The organism is Plantactinospora sp. A48, from assembly GCF_055793945.1.
In genome coordinates, this window is the sequence record NZ_JBTIXF010000030.1 from 1 (window position 1) to 20,626 (window position 20,626).

At 73.9% G+C, this 20,626-nt stretch carries 21 protein-coding genes; 10 read left to right on the forward strand and 11 right to left on the reverse strand.

Annotated elements, in window-relative coordinates:
• Positions 1 to 260 precede the first annotated feature (260 nt).
• Positions 261 to 452 carry a DUF5703 family protein gene (locus ACXN5W_RS16930; RefSeq protein WP_473159267.1) on the forward strand — a complete coding sequence of 64 codons (192 nt, stop codon included), beginning with the start codon at positions 261 to 263 and terminating at the stop codon, positions 450 to 452.
• Positions 453 to 470: 18 nt separating this feature from the next.
• Here the strand turns inward: ACXN5W_RS16930 and ACXN5W_RS16935 are convergent, their stop codons facing one another.
• Together ACXN5W_RS16935 and ACXN5W_RS16940 are read right to left on the reverse strand one after the other, a co-directional pair.
• Positions 471 to 1,139, reverse strand: coding sequence for a hypothetical protein (locus tag ACXN5W_RS16935; RefSeq protein ID WP_473159268.1), 669 nt, complete (start codon positions 1,137 to 1,139; stop codon positions 471 to 473).
• Between the two features lie 72 nt (positions 1,140 to 1,211).
• Entirely contained in the window at positions 1,212 to 2,540 is a 1,329-nt protein-coding gene (locus ACXN5W_RS16940; RefSeq protein WP_473159269.1) for a M20/M25/M40 family metallo-hydrolase, read from the reverse strand.
• 212 nt (positions 2,541 to 2,752) lie between these two features.
• On the opposite strand from ACXN5W_RS16940, the gene ACXN5W_RS16945 reads away from it, so the two are divergent.
• Both ACXN5W_RS16945 and ACXN5W_RS16950 read left to right on the forward strand, forming a co-directional pair.
• Positions 2,753 to 3,400, forward strand: coding sequence for a hemerythrin domain-containing protein (locus ACXN5W_RS16945; protein ID WP_473159270.1), 648 nt, complete (start codon positions 2,753 to 2,755; stop codon positions 3,398 to 3,400).
• An 87-nt stretch (positions 3,401 to 3,487) separates the two neighbouring features.
• Entirely contained in the window at positions 3,488 to 3,739 is a 252-nt protein-coding gene (locus ACXN5W_RS16950; protein WP_473159271.1) for a hypothetical protein, read from the forward strand.
• Between the two features lie 93 nt (positions 3,740 to 3,832).
• Here ACXN5W_RS16950 and ACXN5W_RS16955 read toward each other — a convergent pair whose 3' ends face one another.
• From ACXN5W_RS16955 to ACXN5W_RS16965, 3 genes are read right to left on the reverse strand one after another with little or no spacing between them, the layout of a single operon-like run.
• Entirely contained in the window at positions 3,833 to 4,183 is a 351-nt protein-coding gene (locus ACXN5W_RS16955; protein WP_473159272.1) for a DUF3140 domain-containing protein, read from the reverse strand.
• Positions 4,183 to 4,452, reverse strand: a complete 270-nt coding sequence (locus tag ACXN5W_RS16960; RefSeq protein WP_473159273.1) for a hypothetical protein — start codon at positions 4,450 to 4,452, stop codon at positions 4,183 to 4,185. Before ACXN5W_RS16960 ends, ACXN5W_RS16955 begins: the two co-directional genes overlap by 1 nt.
• Before the next feature lie 13 nt (positions 4,453 to 4,465).
• Positions 4,466 to 7,024: an ATP-dependent Clp protease ATP-binding subunit gene (locus ACXN5W_RS16965; protein WP_473159274.1), complete on the reverse strand. Its 2,559-nt coding sequence runs from the start codon at positions 7,022 to 7,024 to the stop codon at positions 4,466 to 4,468.
• 90 nt (positions 7,025 to 7,114) lie between these two features.
• Between ACXN5W_RS16965 and ACXN5W_RS16970 the strand changes: the two genes are divergently transcribed.
• The 5 genes from ACXN5W_RS16970 (at position 7,115) to ACXN5W_RS16990 (ending at position 12,427) form a co-directional block, all read left to right on the forward strand.
• The gene (locus tag ACXN5W_RS16970; RefSeq protein ID WP_473159275.1) at positions 7,115 to 7,486 is read left to right on the forward strand and encodes a PIN domain-containing protein; all 372 of its coding nucleotides are present in this window, start codon (positions 7,115 to 7,117) and stop codon (positions 7,484 to 7,486) included.
• Between the two features lie 218 nt (positions 7,487 to 7,704).
• Complete coding sequence (locus tag ACXN5W_RS16975; protein WP_473159276.1) at positions 7,705 to 7,965, forward strand: hypothetical protein; 261 nt, start codon at positions 7,705 to 7,707, stop codon at positions 7,963 to 7,965.
• A gap of 7 nt (positions 7,966 to 7,972) precedes the next feature.
• Entirely contained in the window at positions 7,973 to 9,034 is a 1,062-nt protein-coding gene (locus ACXN5W_RS16980; protein WP_473159277.1) for a hypothetical protein, read from the forward strand.
• Complete coding sequence (locus ACXN5W_RS16985) at positions 9,027 to 11,780, forward strand: FtsK/SpoIIIE domain-containing protein (protein WP_473159278.1); 2,754 nt, start codon at positions 9,027 to 9,029, stop codon at positions 11,778 to 11,780. The genes ACXN5W_RS16980 and ACXN5W_RS16985 overlap by 8 nt, the downstream gene beginning before the upstream one ends.
• The gene (locus ACXN5W_RS16990; RefSeq protein WP_473159279.1) at positions 11,777 to 12,427 is read left to right on the forward strand and encodes a hypothetical protein; all 651 of its coding nucleotides are present in this window, start codon (positions 11,777 to 11,779) and stop codon (positions 12,425 to 12,427) included. Before ACXN5W_RS16985 ends, ACXN5W_RS16990 begins: the two co-directional genes overlap by 4 nt.
• Positions 12,428 to 12,514: 87 nt before the next feature.
• On the opposite strand, the gene ACXN5W_RS16995 is transcribed toward ACXN5W_RS16990, so the two are convergent.
• Together ACXN5W_RS16995 and ACXN5W_RS17000 are read right to left on the reverse strand one after the other, a co-directional pair.
• On the reverse strand, positions 12,515 to 13,843 hold the full coding sequence (locus ACXN5W_RS16995) for a cupin domain-containing protein (protein WP_473159329.1): 1,329 nt from the start codon (positions 13,841 to 13,843) through the stop codon (positions 12,515 to 12,517).
• Between the two features lie 2 nt (positions 13,844 to 13,845).
• A complete protein-coding gene (locus ACXN5W_RS17000; RefSeq protein ID WP_473159280.1) occupies positions 13,846 to 14,088 on the reverse strand; it encodes a hypothetical protein in 243 nt (80 codons plus the stop codon).
• Positions 14,089 to 14,469: 381 nt separating this feature from the next.
• Here ACXN5W_RS17000 and ACXN5W_RS17005 point away from each other — a divergent pair, with 381 nt between their 5' ends.
• Both ACXN5W_RS17005 and ACXN5W_RS17010 read left to right on the forward strand, forming a co-directional pair.
• The gene (locus ACXN5W_RS17005) at positions 14,470 to 15,726 is read left to right on the forward strand and encodes an MFS transporter (RefSeq protein ID WP_473159281.1); all 1,257 of its coding nucleotides are present in this window, start codon (positions 14,470 to 14,472) and stop codon (positions 15,724 to 15,726) included.
• A gap of 59 nt (positions 15,727 to 15,785) precedes the next feature.
• Positions 15,786 to 16,532 carry a DUF72 domain-containing protein gene (locus ACXN5W_RS17010; RefSeq protein ID WP_473159282.1) on the forward strand — a complete coding sequence of 249 codons (747 nt, stop codon included), beginning with the start codon at positions 15,786 to 15,788 and terminating at the stop codon, positions 16,530 to 16,532.
• A gap of 98 nt (positions 16,533 to 16,630) precedes the next feature.
• Here ACXN5W_RS17010 and ACXN5W_RS17015 read toward each other — a convergent pair whose 3' ends face one another.
• From ACXN5W_RS17015 to ACXN5W_RS17030, 4 genes are all read right to left on the reverse strand, one after another.
• On the reverse strand, positions 16,631 to 17,095 hold the full coding sequence (locus tag ACXN5W_RS17015; RefSeq protein WP_473159283.1) for a DUF2267 domain-containing protein: 465 nt from the start codon (positions 17,093 to 17,095) through the stop codon (positions 16,631 to 16,633).
• A gap of 71 nt (positions 17,096 to 17,166) precedes the next feature.
• Entirely contained in the window at positions 17,167 to 19,164 is a 1,998-nt protein-coding gene (locus ACXN5W_RS17020) for a glycoside hydrolase family 15 protein (protein ID WP_473159284.1), read from the reverse strand.
• Positions 19,165 to 19,226: 62 nt separating this feature from the next.
• Positions 19,227 to 20,099: a DUF72 domain-containing protein gene (locus tag ACXN5W_RS17025; RefSeq protein ID WP_473159285.1), complete on the reverse strand. Its 873-nt coding sequence runs from the start codon at positions 20,097 to 20,099 to the stop codon at positions 19,227 to 19,229.
• 86 nt (positions 20,100 to 20,185) lie between these two features.
• On the reverse strand, positions 20,186 to 20,584 hold the full coding sequence (locus ACXN5W_RS17030) for a TraR/DksA family transcriptional regulator (RefSeq protein ID WP_473159286.1): 399 nt from the start codon (positions 20,582 to 20,584) through the stop codon (positions 20,186 to 20,188).
• Between the last annotated feature and the right edge of the window lie 42 nt (positions 20,585 to 20,626).

The window sequence follows — 20,626 nt, forward strand, 5'->3', positions numbered from 1 at the left end:
CCCCGCCCGCTCTGGGCGGTCAGGCTTGATCCCGACGCGGGCGGGGTCGGCGGAAACCCCCCAGCGGTCCGGCGAACCAGCCCGGCGGTCAGGCTTGATCCCGACGCGGGCGGGGTCGGCGGAAACCCCCCAGCGGTCCGGCAAACCAGCCCGGCCGTCGGGCTTGATCCTGGGGTGGGCTGGGTAGGGGGAGGCACTCGGTGGTCCCGGTGCTGCGCGGGGACTGGTGTCCGCCGGGGCCGCTGGGCAGGATGGAACGCATGGACTACGAATACGCGCCGCTACGGTTACCGCCGAACGTCGACCGGGTGACCGCGATGGCGCAGCTGGCCATCCAGGCGGAGTTCTCGGGCTGGGAGCTGGCCCGGGTGCGGCTGTACCGCGACGGCACCCGCCAGGTGGTGCTGCGCCGCCGGGTGGTCAACACACCGCAACCGGGCCTGTCCTACTGACCCGCGCCGGGTCCGGCGTCAGCGCGCCGGCTCGTCCTCGGCGTCCGTCTCGGGCAGGAACGGGTGCTCGTCGAGGCGACCGACAAGTCGGTCGTCCGCCCCCGGCTGGAACGGGCCGACGCCGTCGTCGTCGTCGAACCCCTCCAGGTCGAGCGGTACGGCCACCTCGCTGACCATCACCAGCCCGTCCAACGGCTCCAGCTCGGGGATGTCCAGCGCGGCGAGCGAGCCGTCGCCCGCCTGGAGCAGCTCCAGCACCGCCTCGCCGACCCCCTCGACCGGCTCGCTCTCGTCGCCGTCCGGCAGCCCCGCCCGGCGGGCGGCCTGGGCCACCCGGATCAGCGCCCCGACGCTCGGCACCCGGAAGTCCCGCCGCTGGCGCACCGACAACACCTGCGGGTGCGGATCGGCCGGCTCGGTCCCGTCGGCGCCGCCGAGGCCCACCCCGAAGCGCTCGTCCGCCTCCTCCGGGTCGATCGACTCGACGTCCCAGGGCGTCACCTCGCCGTACGCCTCCAGGAGCTGGTCGTCGTACTCGTACGAGGCGTTGTTGAGCGCGACGTACGCCTGCCAGACATCGTCGTCGTCGACCCGTCCCTCGGCGGCCTTGACGGCCGCCAGGTGGATCCGCGCGGCCTCGATGACCCGCTCGAGCGCGGCGTCCAGCTCGACGTGCTGGTCGGTCATGATGGTGGGTGTCCCTTCGGGAAGGTGGTCGGCAGAGCGGGAGTCCGGACCGCCGGGGCGGCGGACGAGGGGTCAGCAGGCGCGCAGGAACCGGTCGAGCACCCGCACGCCGAACTGTAGTCCGTCCACCGGTACCCGCTCGTCGATGCCGTGGAACAGCGCCGAGAAGTTCAGGTCGGCCGGCAGCCGCAGCGGCGCGAAGCCGAAACACCGGATCCCCAGCCGGTGCCACGCCTTCGCGTCCGTACCACCGGAGAGCATGTACGGCACCGGCCGCGCGCCCGGGTCCTCGGCCCGCAGCGCGGTGGCCATCAGGTCGACCAGCGGACCGTCGAAGGTGGTCTCGAGGGCGTCCTGGCGTTGGATGTACTCGATCTCGATGTCCGGACCGACCAGCTCGCGCACCTGTTCGATGAGCAGGTCGGACTGTCCCGGCATGCTCCGGCAGTCGATGGTGGCGGTGGCCCGGCCGGGGATCACGTTGTCCTTGTAGCCGGCGGCCAACCGGGTGGGGTTGGCGGTGTTCCGGACCGTCGCGCCGATGATCGTGGCGATCGGGCCCAGCTTGGCGATCGCGGTCTCCGGGTCGTCCGGGTCCAGTTCGACCCCGAGCACCTCGGAGACGTTTTCCAGGAACGCCCGCACGGTCGGCGTGACGACCACCGGGAACCGGTGCCGCCCGATCCGCGCCACCGCCTCGGCCAGCGCCGTCACCGCGTTGTCGTCGTGGACGAACGAGCCGTGCCCCGGGCGGCCCTTGGCGTGCAGGCGCAGCCAGTTGATGCCCTTCTCGGCGGTCTCGATGAGGTACAGCCGCAGGTCGTCGTTCACCGAGTAGGAGAAACCGCCGACCTCGCCGATCGCCTCGGTGCAGTCGGCCAACTCGTCGGGGTGCCGGTCCACCAGGTACCGCGCGCCGTAGTCGCTGCCGGCCTCCTCGTCCGCGGTGAACGCGAGCACGATGTCCCGCTCGGGACGTACGCCGGTGCGCTGCCAGTTCCGGACCACCGCGAGCATCATCGCGTCGAAGTCCTTCATGTCGATGGCGCCCCGGCCCCACAGGTAACCGTCGCGCAGCTCCCCGGAGAACGGGTGTACCGACCACTCGTCCGGGTCGGCCGGCACCACGTCGAGGTGCCCGTGCACCAGCAGCGCCCCGCGGCTGGAGTCGGTTCCGGGGATCCGGGCGAGCACGCTGGCCCGGCCGGGTGCCGACTCGATCAGCCGGCTGTCCACGCCGACCTCGGCGAGCTTGCCGGCCACGTACTCCGCCGCCACCCGCTCGCCGGCGGAGGTCTCGTTGTCGCCGGTGTTCGTGGTGTCGATCCGCAGCAGGTCCCGACAGAGGTCGACGACCTCACCGTCGACGGCGGGCGGGGCGGATTCGGGGTGGCTGGTCATCGGTTCTTCTTACCAGTCCCCGGTTACCGGAGCAGCGACCAGCCTCCGGTTTCGGCACGCCCACCGCCGGGTATCGCCGCTGCCATCGACGCGGTGCCGGGGTCTCCGAGGTCACCGGACGGCGTCGGGAGGTTAGGAAGGGACCCTTGTACATCGGAACGCGACAACAGGGGGCCCTTCCTTGCGGAGACACCGTGGAGAGGGAGGGTCCGATGACCACTGTTCCCCTGCCGCCGCTGCCGCCGGACACCGGCGGGCCGGCCGACGGCTACCGACCCGGGGGGCGGAACATGGTCGACCTGCTCGCCGTCGAGCACCATCGGATCGACGCGCTGTGCGGCGAGCTGATCGAGCCGGCCACCGCCCCCGGGCGCCGGCGCCAGGTGGCCGAGGTGCTCACCGCCACCGTGGTGCGGCACCTGTCGGCCGAGGAGCAGTACCTCTACCCCACCATCCGGGTGGCGCTGCCCGACGGCGCCACGCTGGCCGACCGCGAGATCGCCGCCGACATCACGCTGCTCACCGCCCTCAAGGAACTTTCCGGCACCGCGCCCGAGGACCCGACGTACGACCGGCGGGCCCGTCGGGTGGTGGGCCTGCTGCACCGGCACGCCGCGGCGGCCGCCGCGGACCTGTTCCCGCCGCTGCGGGCGCTGGCCTCCGACGCGGAGCTGATCCGGCTCGGCAACCGGGTGGAGATCGCCCAGGAGGCGGCGCCCACCCGGCCCCGACCGTCGACCCCGGCCACCCCGCCGTGGAACCGGGTGGTGGACCCGGCGGTGGGCATGCTGGACAAGGTCCGCGACGTGGTGACCCGGCGGCGGACGTACGCCGAGGACCTGCCGCCCGTGGAGCTGTGACCCGCGGAACTGTGACCCGCGGAGCTGTGACCCGTGGAACTGTGACCGGATCGGTGCGAAACCCGTCGAACCGGGTAGAGACCCACCATGACTGATCTGTTTCCAGCGGACGACCCCAGCCGCGACGACGACCTGGAGCGGGTCCGGCGGGTCGCGGCGGCGCACACGTCGGCCTCGCGGGACGTCGAGGCGTTCCTGCGGCGGGTACCGGAGCTGCCGCAGCCGGGTGACGTGGCCGAGTACGGCAACCTGATCGCCCGGGAGGAGGCCCTGCGGGCCGAGCGCCAGGACGCCGCCGACGCGGCCGGGTTGAGCGTTCCGAGCGTCGAGTCGCAGTAGCCGGACAGGCGCGAACGGAACAGGTGTGCGGAGTTGTTGTCGCCCCAGCGACCACAACTGCGCACACCTGCCCGGTTCCGGACCGGGTCGGGTTCAGCGATCCGCGAGGGGATCGTGGCCGAGGTCCAGCAGCGCGTGTCGCCACTGCTCGTCGCCGGCCCCGACGGCGGGCCGGGCGTCCAGGAGCCGGCGGACCTCCTCGACGGTGTCCCGCATCGTCTCGACGTCCTCCCGGGTCAGGTCGACCTTCCGTTTGCCCTTGATGGCCAGCACCGAACGGCCGGGTTCCGGCAGGTCGAGGCTCGGATCGGTGCCGAACGCCGCCTCACCGGAACCCTGGGTGAGCAGCCAGGTACGCAACCGCTCGGACGTGACGTTGACGCACTCGTGGAACTCCTGCCACAGCTGCTCCACCTCGGGTTCCACGCGCTGGTTGCGAGCCATCACCGTTCTCCCTCCGCCGGTCGGCCCGGGTCCGGCCCGCCGGATCCGCCCCCGCGCCCTGTCTGCTCCTCGCCGCCCCCGCCGACGGCGCCCGGCCCGGCTGCGTCATCCCCGGCCGCGCCGTCCCCGGCCGAACCGCTCCCGACGGTGTCGGCCCCGGCAGCGTCCGGCTTGTCGACGTTGCGGGTCCGGCGCGGGTTCGCGGTCGGTCCCGGCGGGACTGCGTCCGTCTTCGGGGTCTTCTCCCGGCTCTCCTCCGGCTCGGTCATCGGCCATCCCCCCTCAACGACCGGCCCTGGCGCTCGCCTCGGCCGGTCGGCCGGACCCCTCGCCCCGGCGCACGTCGAACTCCAACCGTCCGTCCCGGGCGTCGACCCGGATCCGGTCCCCCGAGCTGAGCGAGCCGTCCAGCAGCATCGTGGAGAGCCGGTTGTCGACCTCGCGCTGGATGGTCCGACGCAACGGCCGGGCCCCGAACTCGGGCTGGTAGCCGTGCTCGGCGAGCCAGTCGAGGCCGGCACCGGTGAACTCCACGCTGATGTTCTGGGCGTGCAACCGCCGCTCGGTCTCGGTCAGCATGAGGCCAGCGATCTGCCGGATCTGCTGCTCCTCCAGCCGACGGAAGATGATCACCTCGTCGATCCGGTTCAGGAACTCCGGACGGAAGTGCTCCTGCAGCCGGCGCATCAGCCGGTCCCGCAGATCGCTCTCCTCGGCCGCGGCGCCGGCCGGCCCCTCGGTGCCGAAGCCCACGCTGCGCTGCGTACCCATGATCAGCTCGGACCCGAGGTTGCTCGTCATGATCAGTACGGTGTTGCGGAAGTTCACCGTCCGGCCCTGGCTGTCGGTCAGCCGCCCCTCGTCGAGCACCTGGAGCAGCACGTTGAACACGTCCGGATGCGCCTTCTCCACCTCGTCCAGCAGGATCACCGAGTACGGCCGGCGGCGCACCTGCTCGGTCAGCTGGCCCGCCTCCTCGTACCCCACGTAACCGGGCGGGGCGCCGACCAGCCGGCTCACCATGTGCTTCTCCTGGAACTCGCTCATGTCCAGCCGGGTCATCCGGTCGGAGTCGCCGAACAGCGCCTCCGCGAGGGCCCGGGCCAGTTCGGTCTTGCCGACCCCGGTGGGGCCGAGGAACAGGAAGCTGCCCATCGGACGGTCCGGGTCGGCCAGGCCGGTCCGGGACCGTCGGACCGCCTCGGCGACCGCGCCCACCGCGTCGTCCTGGCCGATCACCCGCTCGTGCAGGTGGCCCTCCAGACGCAGCAGCCGGCTGCGTTCCTCCTCGGTCAGCTGGTTCACCGGGATGCCGGTGGCCCGGGAGACCACCTCGGCGATCTCACCGGTGCCGACCTGCGGCACCTGGTCGGCGTCGCCGTCGCCCCGCAGCCGCTCCAACCGCTGCTGGACTCCCTGGAGCTGGTCCCGTAGCTGCGAGGCGCGCTCGTACTGCTCGTCGGCGACCGCCTGTTCCTTGTCCCGACGTACCTCCTCCAGCTGGTGCTCCAGCTCCCGCACGTCGCCGTCCGGGGTGTGGGTGCGCAGCCGGACCCGCGCGCCGGCCTGGTCGATCAGGTCGATCGCCTTGTCCGGCAGGAACCGGTCGGTGATGTACCGGTCGGCCAGCTCCGCCGCGGCCACCAGCGCCTCGTCGGTGAACCGCACCTGGTGGTGGGCCTCGTAGCGGTCCCGCAGGCCACGCAGGATGGTCACCGTGTCGTCCAGGTCCGGCTCGGGCACCAGCACCGGCTGGAACCGGCGGGCCAGCGCCGCGTCCTTCTCGATGCTGCGCCGGTACTCGTCCAGGGTGGTGGCCCCGACCACCCGCAGTTCGCCCCGGGCCAGGGCCGGCTTGAGCATGTTGCTGGCGTCCATCCCGCCCTCGCTGCCGGCGCCGCCGGCGCCGACCAGCGTGTGGATCTCGTCGAGGAAGACGATCAGCTGGTCGCGGTGGGCCCGGATCTCGTCGATGACCTTCTTGAGCCGTTCCTCGAAGTCGCCCCGGTACCGGGTACCGGCCACCAGGCTGGCCAGGTCGAGCTGCACCACCCGCTTGCCGAGCAGGGTCTGCGGCACGTCGCCGTCGGCGATCCGCTCGGCCAGCCCTTCGACGATGGCGGTCTTGCCGACGCCCGCCTCGCCGATCAGCACCGGGTTGTTCTTGGTACGCCGGGACAGGATCTCCACCGCCTGCTCGATCTCGGCGGCCCGCCCGATCACCGGGTCGATCTGGTCGGCCCGGGCCAGGTCGGTGAGGTCCTGGCTGTACTGGTCGAGGGTGGGCGTGCCGTGGTCCGGCTGCGCGGCCGGCGCGCCGGTCCGCTCGACCCCGGCGGCCTGCAACGACTGCGGTTGGATCCGGCTCGAGGCCAGCATCCGGCCGGCCGGCGACTCCGGATTGAGCGGCAGCGCCATCAGGATGTGCTCGGGGCCGATGTACGAGGCTCCCATCGCCCGGGACAGCTGGTGGGCGTCCAACAGGGCCCGCTTGGCCGCCGGGGTGAGGGACAGGTTCGGCGGCACCTCACCGCCGGGGGCGCCGTCCCGCCGGCCGCCCAGCGCGGCCAGCAGGGCGTCCGGGTCGGCGCCGGCCCGGGACAGCAGCTGGCGCAGCGGCTCCCGTTGCAGCGCGCTCCAGAGCAGGTGGTCCGTGTCCAGGTCGCTGCTGCGCCGCTGCGCCGCCCGGCGGGCCGCGTCGGCCAGCAGTTCGCGGGCGTCGGCGGTCATCAGTCGGGTGATGTCGACCCGGTGCGGTCGCCGCCCCTCGCCCCGGCCGAAGTAGCGCGCCAGGAACTCGTCCCACGGGTCGGACCCGAAGTCCCCGAATCCCTGTGTCATTGGCTCTCCCCTGTTCTCGGCGCGGGTGTGCCCGGTGCCGGCTACCCGGCGGTCCGGGCGGCAAACGTCGCCGCGTGGCAGTCTGAGCGGGTGGAGACGCCCCCGCTGCTCGTCGTCGACGCCGCGAACGTGGTCGGGTCCCGCCCGGACGGCTGGTGGCGGGACCGTGCGGGTGCCGCCACCCGGCTGCGCGACCGGCTGGAACCGGTGGCCCGGGACGGTCGCACCGACCTGCCACCGCCGCTGGAGGTGGTGCTGGTGGTCGAGGGTGCCGCGCGGGGCGTCCCGGGCACCCCGGCGGTCCGGGTGGTGTCGGCCGAGCGGTCCGGCGACGACGCCATCGTCGATCTGGTGGGCGCCGCGCCGGACCGTCGGTGCGTCGTGGTGACGGCCGACCGGGAGCTGCGGCACCGGGTGACCGCACTGGGCGCCGAGGTACGCGGTCCACGCTGGCTCGATTGACCCGGCCGCGCGTCAACGCGACTGCGACATCGACCGCGCCACAAGCGACTAATGGGGCGATCTCCCCCGTCACCAGGCGTGTCACCTCGGAGACTGTGCGTACCGGCCCCGGCGGCGGGGAACGGACACCCGGGCAGCAACACACCGAGGGGGTCCCGTCCACGCAAACTGTCTAACCTCTACTGTTAGATCCCTCCCCGCCCCCAGGAGGTCCCGCAGTGGCGAGCGTCGCCGAGCTCAAGTCAGCGATCGATGCCGCACTCCAACAGATCGGCGACGGCCAGGCCGCGGTGCAGGCCGCGGGCGAGAAGCTGGCCGAGGCGCAGCAGACCCTCGCCGGCGCGCTGGAGGGCAGCGGGCACGACACCGTGACCGCCGCGCAGGCGTCACTGTCCCAGGCCAGCCAGGAACTCCAGGACTGCCTGGCCGCGACGCTCACCGCGGTCGAGCAGGCCCAGCAGTACGTCGCGAGCCTGTAAGCCCGCCATGTCCATCGTGGAGGATCTCGGGGCGCGGGTCCGCGCGGCCGCGGACGACCTGCCGGTCGGGCTGGTGGCGCAGGCGCTCGACCGGCTCGGCAAGGCCGCCGACCGGCTGCGCTGGGTACGCCAGGAGTCCAGCGACCCGATGGGCGTACCGGAACTCACGGCGGCCATCGAACACCTGGAGACGGCGAACCGGACGCTGCTCGTCGCGCAGGAGCAACTGGCCAGCTACCTGGCCGCGATCGGGCTGGCCCGGGACGGGCAACCCGTACCGATCCCGGCGGAGCGGCGACGCGAGTCCGGCCGGCCGGCAGACGAGCCGGAACGGCCCCCGGAGCGCTCCACCGCCGGTCGGGAACCCGCCGACACCGGTCTGCGGCGGTGGTGGCCGACCCGGGTGGCCGAGCTGACCGGGGACGCGAAGGCACCGGCCGGGGAGCCGAGCCGGCGGGTCACCGATCCCACCGAACTGCTCCGTCGGGTCTCCGCCGGGGTCGGCGCCGGCGACCGGGCCGGCATCCGCCGGGAACTCGGCCAGGTCGACGCGGACGTCGGGCTCGGCCTGGCCGCCGTGGCGCCGCCGCTGCTGCGCGGATTCGCCACCGACCTGCTCGGCCACCCGCCCCGGGCCGAGGACCTGCCCCGGCTACGGCGCGAACTCAGCGGCGGGGTCCGGGAGCTGCTGCCCGGCCTGCCGCCCGCGGTGCTCGACACGCTGCTGACCCGGGTCTGCCGGATGCCCCCACCCCGCCAACCGCAGGAGCGGGACAAGCCGGCGAACCCGGCCGACCCGGCCGTGGCGGCCGGGGTGCTCGCCGGGGTGCTGCTGCGCCGCCTCGGCCGGGACGCGCGGCAGGCGATCGGGGTGGCCGGCGGAGCCGAACCCACCGCCCGACGCGACTCCGGTGGCAACCCGGCCCGACGCGACTCCGGTCCGAGCCCCAGCCGGCACGAGGGCGGCGCGAGCCAGACCCGACGCGACGGCGGCGCCCCCGGATCACCCGGATCGACCAGCGGACGTGGCTGGATCGGGCCCGCCACCACCCGGGAGACCCATGGCTGACGTGCGGACCCAGCTCGTCGACCGGGTCCGCGGCATGCTCTCGCACGCGCTCGGCGCGGCGCGGGCGGACCTCGCCGCGGCCCGGACCGACCTGGAGGAGGCGCGGGACCGGCTGGCCCGCACCCGCCAGGCCGCCGAGCGGATACCCGGCCGGGCCGGCGCCCAGCGGGACGAACGGCTCGCCGAGGTCGAGCGCCGGCACGCGGCCCGGCTCGCCGACCTGGCCGAACGGGTCACCGCGGCGGCCCACGCCGAGGCGCCGGGCGCCGCGAGCGCCCCCTGGGCGCAGTGGCAGCCCACCCCGGCGGTACGCGCCGAACCGCCGGGACCGCTGCGGATCGGCGGGATCGCCGACGGCGTACCGGCGCTGGTCCCGCTGCTGGACGCCGGGCACGTCGAGTTGCACGGGGACGACGCGGCCGGCTGCGACGCCGTGGTGGCCGGCCTGCTGCTGCGCGGCATCGGCCGGGCCACCCCGGGGGCCGTACGGGTGATCGGCTACGACCCGGAGCACCTCGGTGGCGGGCTGGCCGGCTTCGCGCCACTGGCCACCGCCGGGCTGCTCACGTTCGTCGGCCCCGGCGGGCTGGCCGGGCTGCTCGACGAACTGGTCGACCAGATCCGCCGGATCAACGAGAAGGTGCTGGCCGGCGAGTACGGATCGGTGCGGGAGCTGGCCGTCGCCACCGGGCGCCGGCCGGAGCCCTGGCGGGTGGCGGTGCTGCTCGGCGGAGACGAGCCGGGCCGGCACGAACGCGCGCAACTGGACCGGATCGCCCGGACCGGCGCCGCCTGCGGGGTGCACCTGGTGGTCCGGGACATCGAACTGCCCGACTCACCGACGGTGACCCGGATCAGGGTCAGCGCCGACGGGGCCCGGTTGGCGGCCGTACCGTCGCTGCCGGTCACCCTCGATCCGGCGCCGCCCCCGGCGCTGCTCACCGAGACCTGCCGGCGGATCGCCGAGCAGGTCAGCGCCGGGCCGGCGCCCACGCCGTTCACCGACCTGCTGCCGCCGCCGGACCGGATGTGGCGGGAGAGTTCGGCGAACGGGCTGACCGCGCCGATCGGCGACGGGCCCCAGGGCCGGCCGGTCACCCTCACCCTCGGCGACTATCCACCGCACGCGCTGATCGGCGGCCCGTCGGGCACCGGCAAGACCAACCTGATCTTCGCCTGGATCGGTTCCCTCGCGGCCCGCTACTCCCCCGACGAGCTGGAGTTCTACCTGCTCGACTTCAAGGAGGGGGTGTCGTTCGCCCGGTTCGCCCAGGGCCGTCGGGACCCGAGCTGGCTGCCCCACCTGCGGCTGGTCGGCATCAACGTCAACACCGACCGGGAGTTCGGCCTGGCCCTGCTGCGGTTCCTCACCGAGGAACTGCGCCGGCGCGCGGAGGCCGCCAAGCGGTACGAGGTCACCAAGCTCGCCGAACTGCGGGCGGTGGACCCGGACGGGCGGTGGCCCCGGATCGTCGCCGTGGTGGACGAGTTCCAGATGCTGCTCGCCGGGCGCGACGCGCTGGCCCGGGAGGCCGCCGACCTGCTGGAGGACCTGGCCCGGCGCGGCCGGTCCCAGGGCATCCACCTGGTGCTGGCCTCACAGGACGTGCGCGGTATCGAGGCGCTGTGGGGCCGGCCCGCCCTGGTCGCCCAGTTCACCCTGCGGATCGCCATGCCGAAGGCGCTGCGGATCCTGGACGAGCGCAACGACGCAGCCCAGTCCCTGCCCCGGCACCACGCCGTGGTGAACGCCGAGTCCGGCATGGTGGAGGGCAACGAGGTGGCCCGGATCCCGGCGGCCAGCGACTGGGGCACCTGGAACGACCTGCAGCACCGGCTGTGGCGGATGCGCCCGCCGGACGCCGCGCCGGCCCGGTTGTTCGACGGTGACGCGATCCCCCGGCTGGCCGAGGCCCCCGACTTCCTGGCGCTGCGTCCGCCACCGGAGCGGGGCGGACCGGGTCCGGCGGCCGGCGCGCCGTGGGCGTCCGCGCCCGGCACCGCGCGGCTCGACGTACCCGGCGCGGAGCCGCCCCGGGCCGGTGGCCGGACCCCTGTCGCGCTGCTCGGGGAGATCATCGACGTGCAGTCCCGGTCGGCGGCGCTGCGCCTGCCCCGGGCGCCGGGCCGCAACCTGGCGGTGCTCGGCACCGGCGTCGACGAGGCGTGCGCGGTGCTCGACGCCGCCGGCCGGTCGCTGCGCCGCCAGCACCATCCGGGCACCGCCCGGTTCTCGGTGGCCTGCCTCGACCCGGACGCCGACCCGGCGGCGCGGGCCCTGTTCGACGCGCTGGGCGCCGACGCCGCCTGGTACGACGAGGAGTCCGTTCCCGAACTGGTGGCCGAGACCGCCGCCGCGCTGGCCGGTGGACCCGCCGAGCCGCACTACCTGCTGCTGTACGCGGTCGACGCCGCGGCCGGGCCGCTCGGTGGCCGGGTCGGCGGCCGGACCGGGCTGGAACACCTGCGCCAGATCCTGCACGACGGCCCGGAGCGGCGTACCCACGTGCTGGCCTGGTGGCGGGGGGTGGCCCGGATGCGGGCCGACCTGGGTGGCCCGGCCGCCCGCACCGACCAGATCGGCGCCTGGATCGCGCTGGACGTGCAGGGCTCCGAGCTGACCTCGTCGCTCTATCCCGGGACCGGCGGCCCGGACTGGTATCCCCGCCCCTGGCGGGGACTGTTCTTCGACCGGTCGGTCCACCGGACCGGTCAGGTCATCATCCCCTACCGGGTGGCGTCATGAGCGAGGGCTACGCCGGGTTGCTCGGTCAGTTGGCCGCGCTGTCCGCCCGGGTGGCGGCCCAGCGGGCCGAGGCCGAGACGTGGTACGCCGGCCAGTGCGCCGCCGCCGACCGGGCGGTGACCAACGCCGCCGAGGCGGTCCAGCGGGCCGAGGAGCGGGTGGCCGCCGCCCGGGAGGCCGCGGACCGGGTCGACGCCGAGGTGACCGGCCTCTGGCAGGCCGTACCCGCTCGGCTGGGTCGGTCGGCCGCCCGGCTGGGCCCGCCGCCGACCCCCGAACCGGACGCCAGCGGCGACCCCGCAGCGCTGCTGGACGGGGTGCGGACGCTGCTGGACCGGGCCGCCCGGCCGGGTGACCTGCCGGCCTCGGTGAACCCGCTGCTGGTGCTGTTCGGGGTGCTGGGCGCGGCCCTGGCCGCCGCGCTGGGCGCCCTCGCCCGGTACGCCGGAGCCCGGTACGGCGGCGACCTGAAGGTGGGGCTGCCCGTGGTGGGCCTCGTGGTGACCCTGCTCGGCCCGGTCGTGGGCCTGGCACCCGCCCGCCGACTGGCCGATCGCCGGCACGCCACCCTCGGCCCCCGCCCGATGATCGTGGTGGTGGCCGCCGGCCTGGTCACCACCGCCGTCCTGATCCCCCTCCTGCGCTGACCCCGAAAGGAAGGGCACCCTGTTATCGCTTCCGGTATAGGAGGGGCCCCCGGTCAACCGCCCACCGTCCGGGGCCCGCCCCGCGGCTCAGGCCGGGACGAGGACGGCCTCCCGGAGCAGCCGGCGGGCCAGCACCACCCGGTCCGCGTCGTCGTCCAGGCCCGGCAGGTCACCGACCCGGTCGACCGCACCGGTCAGCGCGGCCCGGAGCGCCTCGGCGCACTGGTCGGGCAGGTCCAGGGCCCGGTCGAAGACCCGCAGGATGACCCGGCCGGGGGCGCCGGGAACCAGCCGCCAGGACAGGCCGTGACGCGGCGCGATCCGGGTGTCGGCGTCCACCGTCGCGAGCGCCGCGGTCTGGGCGAGCGGTCGGATCGGCGCGGGCCGGCTGGCCGGCCAGGCGCGCTGCCGCAACCGGTCGGCCACCGCCGCCGGATCGGCCCGGCAGAGCCAGTCCCGCAGCGCGGCCACGGTCTCGGTCAGCTCCGGCGCCACCTGCTCCGGATCGGCCACATCCAGCCCGAACGGCAGGCTGGCCCGCAGCCGGCCATCCTCCGCGGCCAACCGCAGCAGCTCCTCGACCAGGGCGTACCGGGTCAACGCCCGGATCCCGACGGTCAGGTGCAGGGAGCTGGACTCCTGGGCCTGGGCGCTGTGCAGCCAGCCGCGCGGCAGGTAGAGGGCGTCACCCGGCTCCAGCACCACGTCCAGCGTCGGCTCCCCACTGGCGCTGGCCGACACCTCGTCGGCGCGACCGCCCCAGGGTTGCCGCTCCAGCGGGTCGGGCAGCACCGGCGGATGGATCCGCCAGTGCTTGCGGCCGTCCACCTGGAGCACGAACACGTCGTGGGTGTCGTAGTGGGTGGCGAAACCCTGGCTGCCGGCCGGGGTCAGATAGGCGTTCACCTGGAGCGGGTGGCCCAGTGCCAGTCCCAGTTCGCGGGCGAAGTCGACAAGCGGCGGCCAGTTCCGGTGCAGGCCCTGCAACACCAGGGTGGCGCCGTCGGCGTACAGCTGCAGGACCCGTTCGTCGAGGACCTGGTCGGTGATCTCGGCGCCCGACCCGCCGCTGCCGGTGTAGCGGCCGGCCGGCAGCACCTCGCCGTCCCTGGCGACCCGCAGGAACGGGGTCCGCAGGCCGCGCCGGCTGAGCAACTCGTCCGCGTCAGCCGGGGACAGCAGGTCGGTGAACCCGACCGGGTTGGGCAGCTCGGCGGCCCGGGACAGCAGCGGCCGGCGGCCCCAGTGGGTGGTGGCGAAGACGGCCGGGTCGGTCGCCACGCACCGGGTCAGCGCCGGACCGGTCACCGATCCGGGCGCCGCGGCCGGCGACTCGACCGTGATGCCGGCGGGATCGCCGAACGCCGGGCGGCCGCGGCCGCCCGGCGTCTCAGTCGACCTGGCCGGAAGCCCGATCGTCACCGGGCCGAGCCGTCGGCGCCACCGTCCTGCTGACCCGGGGTCGCCCCGCCGTCGGCCGGGCCCTCGGCACCGCCGTCCGCGCCGCCATCCTGCTTACCGGGGGTCGCGCCACCGTCGGCGGGGCCCTCCGCGCCGCCGTCCGCGCCGCCATCCTGCTTACCGGGGGTCGCGCCACCGTCGGCGGGACCCTCCGCGCCGCCCGCGCCGGCGCTGCGGATGTCGTCATCGTTCAGTCTCATCGACGTCTCCTTCGGTGCCGCCGGAGCGGCTGATCGGTTTGCCACCCGAAGGTAGCTCTTCGGCATCGCCGCCGGTGGCGGCTGGTGGAGCAGCGCCGCCGAAGCGGCTGGTAGGGCATCGCCGCCGAGGCGGGTGGTTTGCATGCCATGCCACCGCCGGGACGGCTGGTTCGCACGCCCGCCACGGTGCGGCGGGCGTGCCGAAGCTGGTACCCCCGGGCGGATCATGTCTAACCACCCGAACGAGCCCGGAACGACCCGCGGTACGGGAACACCTGACGACCCGGACGCGGCCGGGCCGAACCCGGACGGCCGCCCGGGGCCGGAACCCACCCGGTCCGGGCAGCGGGGCACCGAGGGCTGTCACTATCCTCGGTGACCATGGGGGTGAACCGGACCGCGTCGTCGTTACGGGGCAACCGGGACTTCCTGCTCTTCTGGGCGTTGCAGACCCTGTCGGTGGCCGGCGACTCCTTCTCGTACGTCGCGATTCCGCTGCTGGTTCTGCACGCCACCGGTTCGGTCACCCAGATGGGCCTGCTGACCGGGATGGCCGGCGCGGCCTCGGTACTCGCCGGGGTCTTCGCCGGGGTTCTGGTGGACCGGTTCGACCGACGTCGACTCATGATCGGGTGTGACGCGCTGCGGGCGGTCGCGTACGCGGTCGTGCCCCTGGTGTGGCTAGCCGGCCCGCACGTCTGGCTGCTCTACCTGGTGGTGCCGCTCGGTGGCGCGTTGGGAATGGTGTTCCAGGTCGGTTACGTGACCGCCGTGGCCGGACTGGTGGACGTCGACGCGATCACCGAGGCCAACAGCCGGCTGTCCGCGACGTACGCGGTAGCGACCGTGACCGGCCCGATGCTCGCGGGCGTCGTCTCCGGCCTGCTCGGCCCGCCCGCCGCCATCGGGGTGGACGCCGCCACCTTCGCGGTCTCGGCCGGCGGTCTCTGCCTGGTCCGGCTCGCCCGCCGCCAGCCGGCCGACACCGGTACCGCCGGCGCCCGAGGCTGGCGCGACCTGCTGGCCGGGGTGCTGTTCCTGTGGCGGCATCCGGTGCTGCGCTCGCTGACCGTGCTGCTGTCGCTGTCGCTGTTCCTGATGCTCGGACTCACCGACGTGTTCATCTACCGCCTCAAGCACGACCTGGGGCAGCCCGACGAGATCGTCGGCACGGTGCTCGCGGTCGCCGCCGTGGGAACGGTGGCGGCGGCACTGGTGGTCGCGCCGGCCCGCCGCCGGTTCGGCTTCGGGCTGTGCTGGATCGCGGCGCAGGCGCTGGCCGGGCTCGCCGTCGCGCTGGCCGGATTCGCCGGCGGCATCGCCTCGGCGGCCACCCTGGTCGCGGTCTACACCTTCGGCATCGGGGTGGCCGGTATCTGCTCGATGTCGCTGCGCCAACAGGTCACCCCCGAGGGTCTGCTCGGCCGGGTCACCTCGGCGTTCTGGACCATCCACTACGCGCTCGCGCCGGTCGGCGCCGCCGTGCTCACCTGGGCCACCGCCCGGTACGGCAGCGGCGCCGTGCTGCTCATCGCCGGGACCGGCTGCCTGCTGATCGGGCTCGCCGGCCTGCTCACCCCACTGGTCCAACCCGCGGCGGCGGCCGTACCCGAGCCGGCTGGGCCGTCGACCGGGTAGCGCGCGGCCGGGGCGCGGGAAACGGGTGGGCGGCCGGCGGCTGGGTAATGATGACGCCGATGATCCTCGTCGGCACCTCCGGATGGCAGTACCGCGACTGGCGCGGCCGGTTCTACCCGACCGCGCTGCCCCAGCGAAGCTGGCTGGAGCACTACGCCGCGGCGTTCGGCACCGTCGAGGTGAACAACGCCTTCTACCGGCTGCCGGAACGGGACACCTTCGCGCGGTGGCGGGCCCGGACACCCGACGACTTCTGCGTCGCCGTCAAGATGAGTCGCTACCTGACCCACATCAAGCGGCTACGTGAGCCGGCCGAACCGGTGGCCCGGTTCCTCGGCCGGGCGACCGCGCTCGGCGACCGGCTCGGCCCGGTGCTGCTGCAACTGCCGCCGAACCTGCGGGTGGACACCGCCGCCCTGGACGAGACCCTCGCGCTGTTTCCCCCCGAGATCCGGGTCGCCGTCGAGCCCCGACACGACAGCTGGTGGACCGCCGAGGTCCAGGCGATCCTGACGGCCCGGGGCGCCGCGCTGTGCTGGGCCGATCGGGGCAGCCGACCGCTGACCCCGCTGTGGCGCACCGCCGACTGGTGCTACCTGCGGCTGCACGAGGGCCGGGCCAAGCCCTGGCCCCGGTACGGGCGTACCGCACTGGCCAGCTGGGTCGGCCGGATCGCCGACCGGTTCGGCGCCGACGAGACCGCGTACGTGTACTTCAACAACGATCCCGGTGGGGCCGCCGTGGTGGACGCCGTCGCGTTCGCCACCCTGGCCCGGCGACATGGCTACACCGTCAGCCGCCCTTAGCCGAAAGGAAGGGCCGGCCGAAAGGGAGGGCGGCCGAAAGGAAGGGCCCCTTGTTATCGCTTTTTGTAGAGGAAGGGCCCCTTCCTAACCGATGTGTGTCAGGGCAGTACTGACTCCAGGTCCTTCGGCACGGTGGCCCGGACGTCATCCCACTCGCCCTGCGGGACGTGCCGGCGCAGGGCGCCCAGGACGGTCCGTACCAGGCCCTCGGCGCCGCCCTCCACCTCGTACGGGAAGCCCTGCCGGACCTCGTACAGGAAGTCGTCCCGGTTCAGCTTCACCGGCAGCACGCTCGGATCCCAGCCCTCGAAGAAGATCCCGCGCACCAGGGTCGGCAGTTGGGCCGCGAAGTGGGCGCTCTCCTGCACCGGCATCCGGTCCCGCAACAGGTGCAGCACGGTACGCAGTGCGGCGTACGACTGGTTGCGGCGCTCCTTCGGCCAGCCGTACGTCTGCTCGATGTCCTTGAGCAGCAGGTTCGTCTTGTCCATGGAGGTGTCGAAAGTCGACTCCGGCTTGCTCACGGTGGCTCCCCCTTGGTTGTCGTCGGCCGTCACCACCATGTCCCAGCGCCGGATGACCCATCCTCACCCCGGCCGGGTGAACCGCCAGCCGGGCCGGGAGAACCGCCGGGTCAGGCGCGCGGACGTGGGTCCCGGGACGTATCCGAATCCTCGGACGGACCCGAGGATTCGGACGGGCCCGGCTCGGCCAGCGGGCGCGGGTCGGTCAGCGCCCAGGCCGCGTCGATCAGCCCGACATGCGAGAACGCCTGCGGAAAGTTACCCAGTTGCTCGCCGGTGACCGGGTCGAACTGCTCGGCCAGCAGGCCCACATCGTTGGCCCGGGCGACCACGCTCTCGAACAGGGCGGTGGCCTGGTCGTGCGCGCCGGCGGAGGCGAGGCACCGCACCATCCAGAACGAACACAGGAAGAATCCGGCGGGATCACCGTCCCACCGGCGGATCAGCCCGCCCGTTGACAGCTTCCGGTTGATCAGCTTGATGGTCGCCCACATTCGGGGATCGTCGGCGGGAAGGAACCCGACGCACGGCAGGATCAGCACCGCGGCGTCCAGGTCGGGCGAGCCGAACGCGCCGGTGTAGGCGCCCACCTCGTCGTTCCAGCCGTCCCGCAGCACGGTCCGGCGGATCTCATCACGGACGGCACGCCACCGCTCCAGCTCCGCCGGGTCGCCCAGTCGGTCGCCGAACCGGACGGCCCGGTCCAGCGCCACCCAGCAGAGCACCTTCGAGGACAGGTAGTGCCGCTCGGTGTCGCGCGCCTCCCACATGCCGGCGTCCGGTCGCCGCCAGTCGTCGGCGGACCGCTCGACCAGGTCGCGCAGCAGGTCACGAATGTCGGAGGGCATCGGGTCGAGATAGTCGCGCAGCAGCCAGGCCGCGTCCAGCACCTCGCCGGGCACGTCGGCCTGGCGCTGCCGCCAGGCCTCGTTGCCGGCCCGTACGGGCGTGCTGTCCGCGTACCCGCGCAGGGTGTCCACCGTGTGCTCGGAGACGTCCCGTTCGCCCTCCACCCCGCACATGATCGGCACCGGGCGGTCATCCACCCGGCCCACCGTCCGGGCCACCCAACGGAACAGCCGGGTCGCTTCGTCCGGGCAGGCGGCCACCCACAACGCCCGCAGGGTCAGGGAGAAGTCCCGCAGCCAGGCGAACCGGTAGTCGTAGTTGCGATCAGCGCCGAGTTCCTCGGGCAGCGACGTGGTCGCCGCCGCGACGACGGCGCCACTGGGCTGGTACGTGAGTCCCTGCATGATCAGCGCGGCGTGCTGGACCAGTTCCGGATAACGGCCGTGGTACGGGTGCAGGTCAGCCCAGGCACGCCAGCCGCGTACGGTGCCGGCCAGCGCCGCCGGGACGTCCAGCACCGCCGGCCCGCCGGCCGGGGTGGGACCGTCCGCCGCCGACCCGGCCATGGACGTCGGATCGTCCGTCGGCGCGGCACCGTCGGTACCCTGGGGACCCGCCGCCCCGGCGGGACCGGGCGTCCGCGCGGCACCGGCGGTGGACGCCGGCCGGCCATGGTCGTGGTACGTCCGGGTGTGGCCGAGTGCGAAATCGACGCGGTCACCGACGCCGACCGAGAACGCGGCGGTGGCGTCCGGACCATCGACGGTGAGCGGCACGGCGGCGGTGAGCGTGAGGGTGGCCGGCCCGGCCCGGGCCACCAGGGCGGCGCCCTCCCGTTCCAGGTACGCCAGCACCCGGCCGTACTCGAACCGGGGACGGTAGGTCAGCACCATCTCGACCCGGCCCGACAGCCCCTCCACCGACCGGACCAGGCGGTCCGGCGAGCGGCGACCGAGGTCGTGCCCGTCCGTCTCCGGTTCCAGCACCAGCGCGTCGGTCAGGGCGACGGACCCGGTCGCGGTGCCGAAGACGGTACGCAACACCAGCGTCTCGTCCAGGTAGGCCCGCTCGGTCGTGAACTCCGCCCGGGGGTGGATGGACCACTCCCCGCCGGCCTCGTCGTCCAGCAGCCGGGCGAACACCGACGGCGCGTCGAACCGCCCGGGGCACCACCAGTTGACCGAACCGTCCCGGTCCACTAGGGCAGCGGTCCGGCCGTCGGCCAGGAACCCGTGGTCGGCGATCCGTGGGGTACGCACGGTCGGTCTTACCCGGGTCTCGCCCGGGTAAGCGTGTGAGGAGGGCTGGCCGGACCCGCCGGTCAGTCCTCGGTCAGCAGACCGGCCAGGGTGGCGGCGTTGTCCTGGGCATAGTCGCGGTAGCAGTTGTTCAGCAACACCTGGGTCCGCTCGGTCTGCCCGGCCAGCTCGCGGAGTCGGGGCGCCCACTCCCGCAGTTCGGCGTCGGAGTACCGGTAGCCGAACTTCTCGTGGATGTCCTTGCTGGTCCACTTGTCGCTGTGCCCGTGGAACCGGACGACCGCCAGGTCCGCGGTGGCGGTCAGCACCGGCGGCACCGACGAGCGGTGGCCCTGCGGCATGTCGACACAGACGTACGGCAGCTCGTGCTCGCGCAGGAAGTCGAGCGTCTCGTCCCGGTTGGCGCCGTCGAACCAGGAGGCGTGCCGGAACTCGAACACCGCCCGCAGCGGCTCACACCGGCGCCGGACCTCCAGCAGGTACTGCTTGTTGTCCCGGCGGATGGTGAACCAGGGCGGAAACTGGAACAGCACGGCGCCGAGCTTCCCGGCCGCCGCGAGCGGGTCCAGCGCCGCGAGGAACCGGGTCCAGACCTCCTCGTACGCCTGCGGCGGCAGATCGTCGGGGTAGATGTTCTTCTTGTCGGTGTCCGGCCGCAGGTCCTTGTACAGCGCGGTGACCCGGGTCGGGTGCCCGGTCAGCAGGCTGAACGCCTTGATGTTGAAGGTGAATCCGGGCGGCGTCCGGGCGGCCCACAGCTCGGCGGTGCGCTCGGCGGGCGGCGAATAATACGTGGCGTCGACCTCGACCAGCGGGAACCGTTCGGCGTAGTAGGCCAGCCGCTTCTCCGCGGTGTCCACGCCGGACGGATACCAGCCGGATTCCAACAGGGTGGGATCGGTCCAGGAGGCGGTGCCGACACTGATCTCACCCATCGGATCGCCTCCCGCCGCCCGGCTCAGCCGTCCGGCTCAACGTACCCAGCGGACCGGCGTCCGTACCCACTCAGCGGCGGCACGGTTCAGGCGGCGCGGCGCTCGCGGTTCTGCTTACAGGTCACGCAGCTCGTCGCGGACGGGAAGATCTCCAGCCGTTCCACCGGGATGGCCGCACCGCAGCCCTCGCAGTATCCGTAGGTGCCCTCGGCCAGCCGGGCCAGCGCGTGCTCGAACTGGGCGCGCCGGGTGAGGATGCCCCGCAGCAGCGACTGCGCGGTGTCCCGTTCGGCGGTCTTGGTGCCGTGGTCGGCCTGGTCGTCACCGGCCGTGTCGCCGACCTCCACCAGGCGCAGCACCTCGTTCTGCAGCATGGCCTCGTCGTACTCCGCCGTCAACTCGTCGTACCGGGTCCGCAGGGACGCCCGGATCTGCTCGATATCGGTCGCGGAGCGGGTCGTGCCGACGGTGTCCTGGACGAGCATGTCCTGCCTGCCTCTCTGCTGTCGAGTCACCGCCGGCCCGGT

Bases quoted from the DNA above. Each gene is read 5' to 3' on its own strand.
- ACXN5W_RS16930 (WP_473159267.1), top strand. From the start codon at position 261: ATGGACTACGAATACGCGCCGCTACGGTTACCGCCGAACGTCGACCGG.
- ACXN5W_RS16935 (WP_473159268.1), bottom strand. From the start codon at position 1,139: ATGACCGACCAGCACGTCGAGCTGGACGCCGCGCTCGAGCGGGTCATC.
- ACXN5W_RS16940 (WP_473159269.1), bottom strand. From the start codon at position 2,540: ATGACCAGCCACCCCGAATCCGCCCCGCCCGCCGTCGACGGTGAGGTC.
- ACXN5W_RS16945 (WP_473159270.1), top strand. From the start codon at position 2,753: ATGACCACTGTTCCCCTGCCGCCGCTGCCGCCGGACACCGGCGGGCCG.
- ACXN5W_RS16950 (WP_473159271.1), top strand. From the start codon at position 3,488: ATGACTGATCTGTTTCCAGCGGACGACCCCAGCCGCGACGACGACCTG.
- ACXN5W_RS16955 (WP_473159272.1), bottom strand. From the start codon at position 4,183: ATGGCTCGCAACCAGCGCGTGGAACCCGAGGTGGAGCAGCTGTGGCAG.
- ACXN5W_RS16960 (WP_473159273.1), bottom strand. From the start codon at position 4,452: ATGACCGAGCCGGAGGAGAGCCGGGAGAAGACCCCGAAGACGGACGCA.
- ACXN5W_RS16965 (WP_473159274.1), bottom strand. From the start codon at position 7,024: ATGACACAGGGATTCGGGGACTTCGGGTCCGACCCGTGGGACGAGTTC.
- ACXN5W_RS16980 (WP_473159277.1), top strand. From the start codon at position 7,973: ATGTCCATCGTGGAGGATCTCGGGGCGCGGGTCCGCGCGGCCGCGGAC.
- ACXN5W_RS16985 (WP_473159278.1), top strand. From the start codon at position 9,027: ATGGCTGACGTGCGGACCCAGCTCGTCGACCGGGTCCGCGGCATGCTC.
- ACXN5W_RS16990 (WP_473159279.1), top strand. From the start codon at position 11,777: ATGAGCGAGGGCTACGCCGGGTTGCTCGGTCAGTTGGCCGCGCTGTCC.
- ACXN5W_RS17000 (WP_473159280.1), bottom strand. From the start codon at position 14,088: ATGAGACTGAACGATGACGACATCCGCAGCGCCGGCGCGGGCGGCGCG.
- ACXN5W_RS17005 (WP_473159281.1), top strand. From the start codon at position 14,470: ATGGGGGTGAACCGGACCGCGTCGTCGTTACGGGGCAACCGGGACTTC.
- ACXN5W_RS17010 (WP_473159282.1), top strand. From the start codon at position 15,786: ATGATCCTCGTCGGCACCTCCGGATGGCAGTACCGCGACTGGCGCGGC.
- ACXN5W_RS17015 (WP_473159283.1), bottom strand. From the start codon at position 17,095: ATGGTGGTGACGGCCGACGACAACCAAGGGGGAGCCACCGTGAGCAAG.
- ACXN5W_RS17025 (WP_473159285.1), bottom strand. From the start codon at position 20,099: ATGGGTGAGATCAGTGTCGGCACCGCCTCCTGGACCGATCCCACCCTG.
- ACXN5W_RS17030 (WP_473159286.1), bottom strand. From the start codon at position 20,584: ATGCTCGTCCAGGACACCGTCGGCACGACCCGCTCCGCGACCGATATC.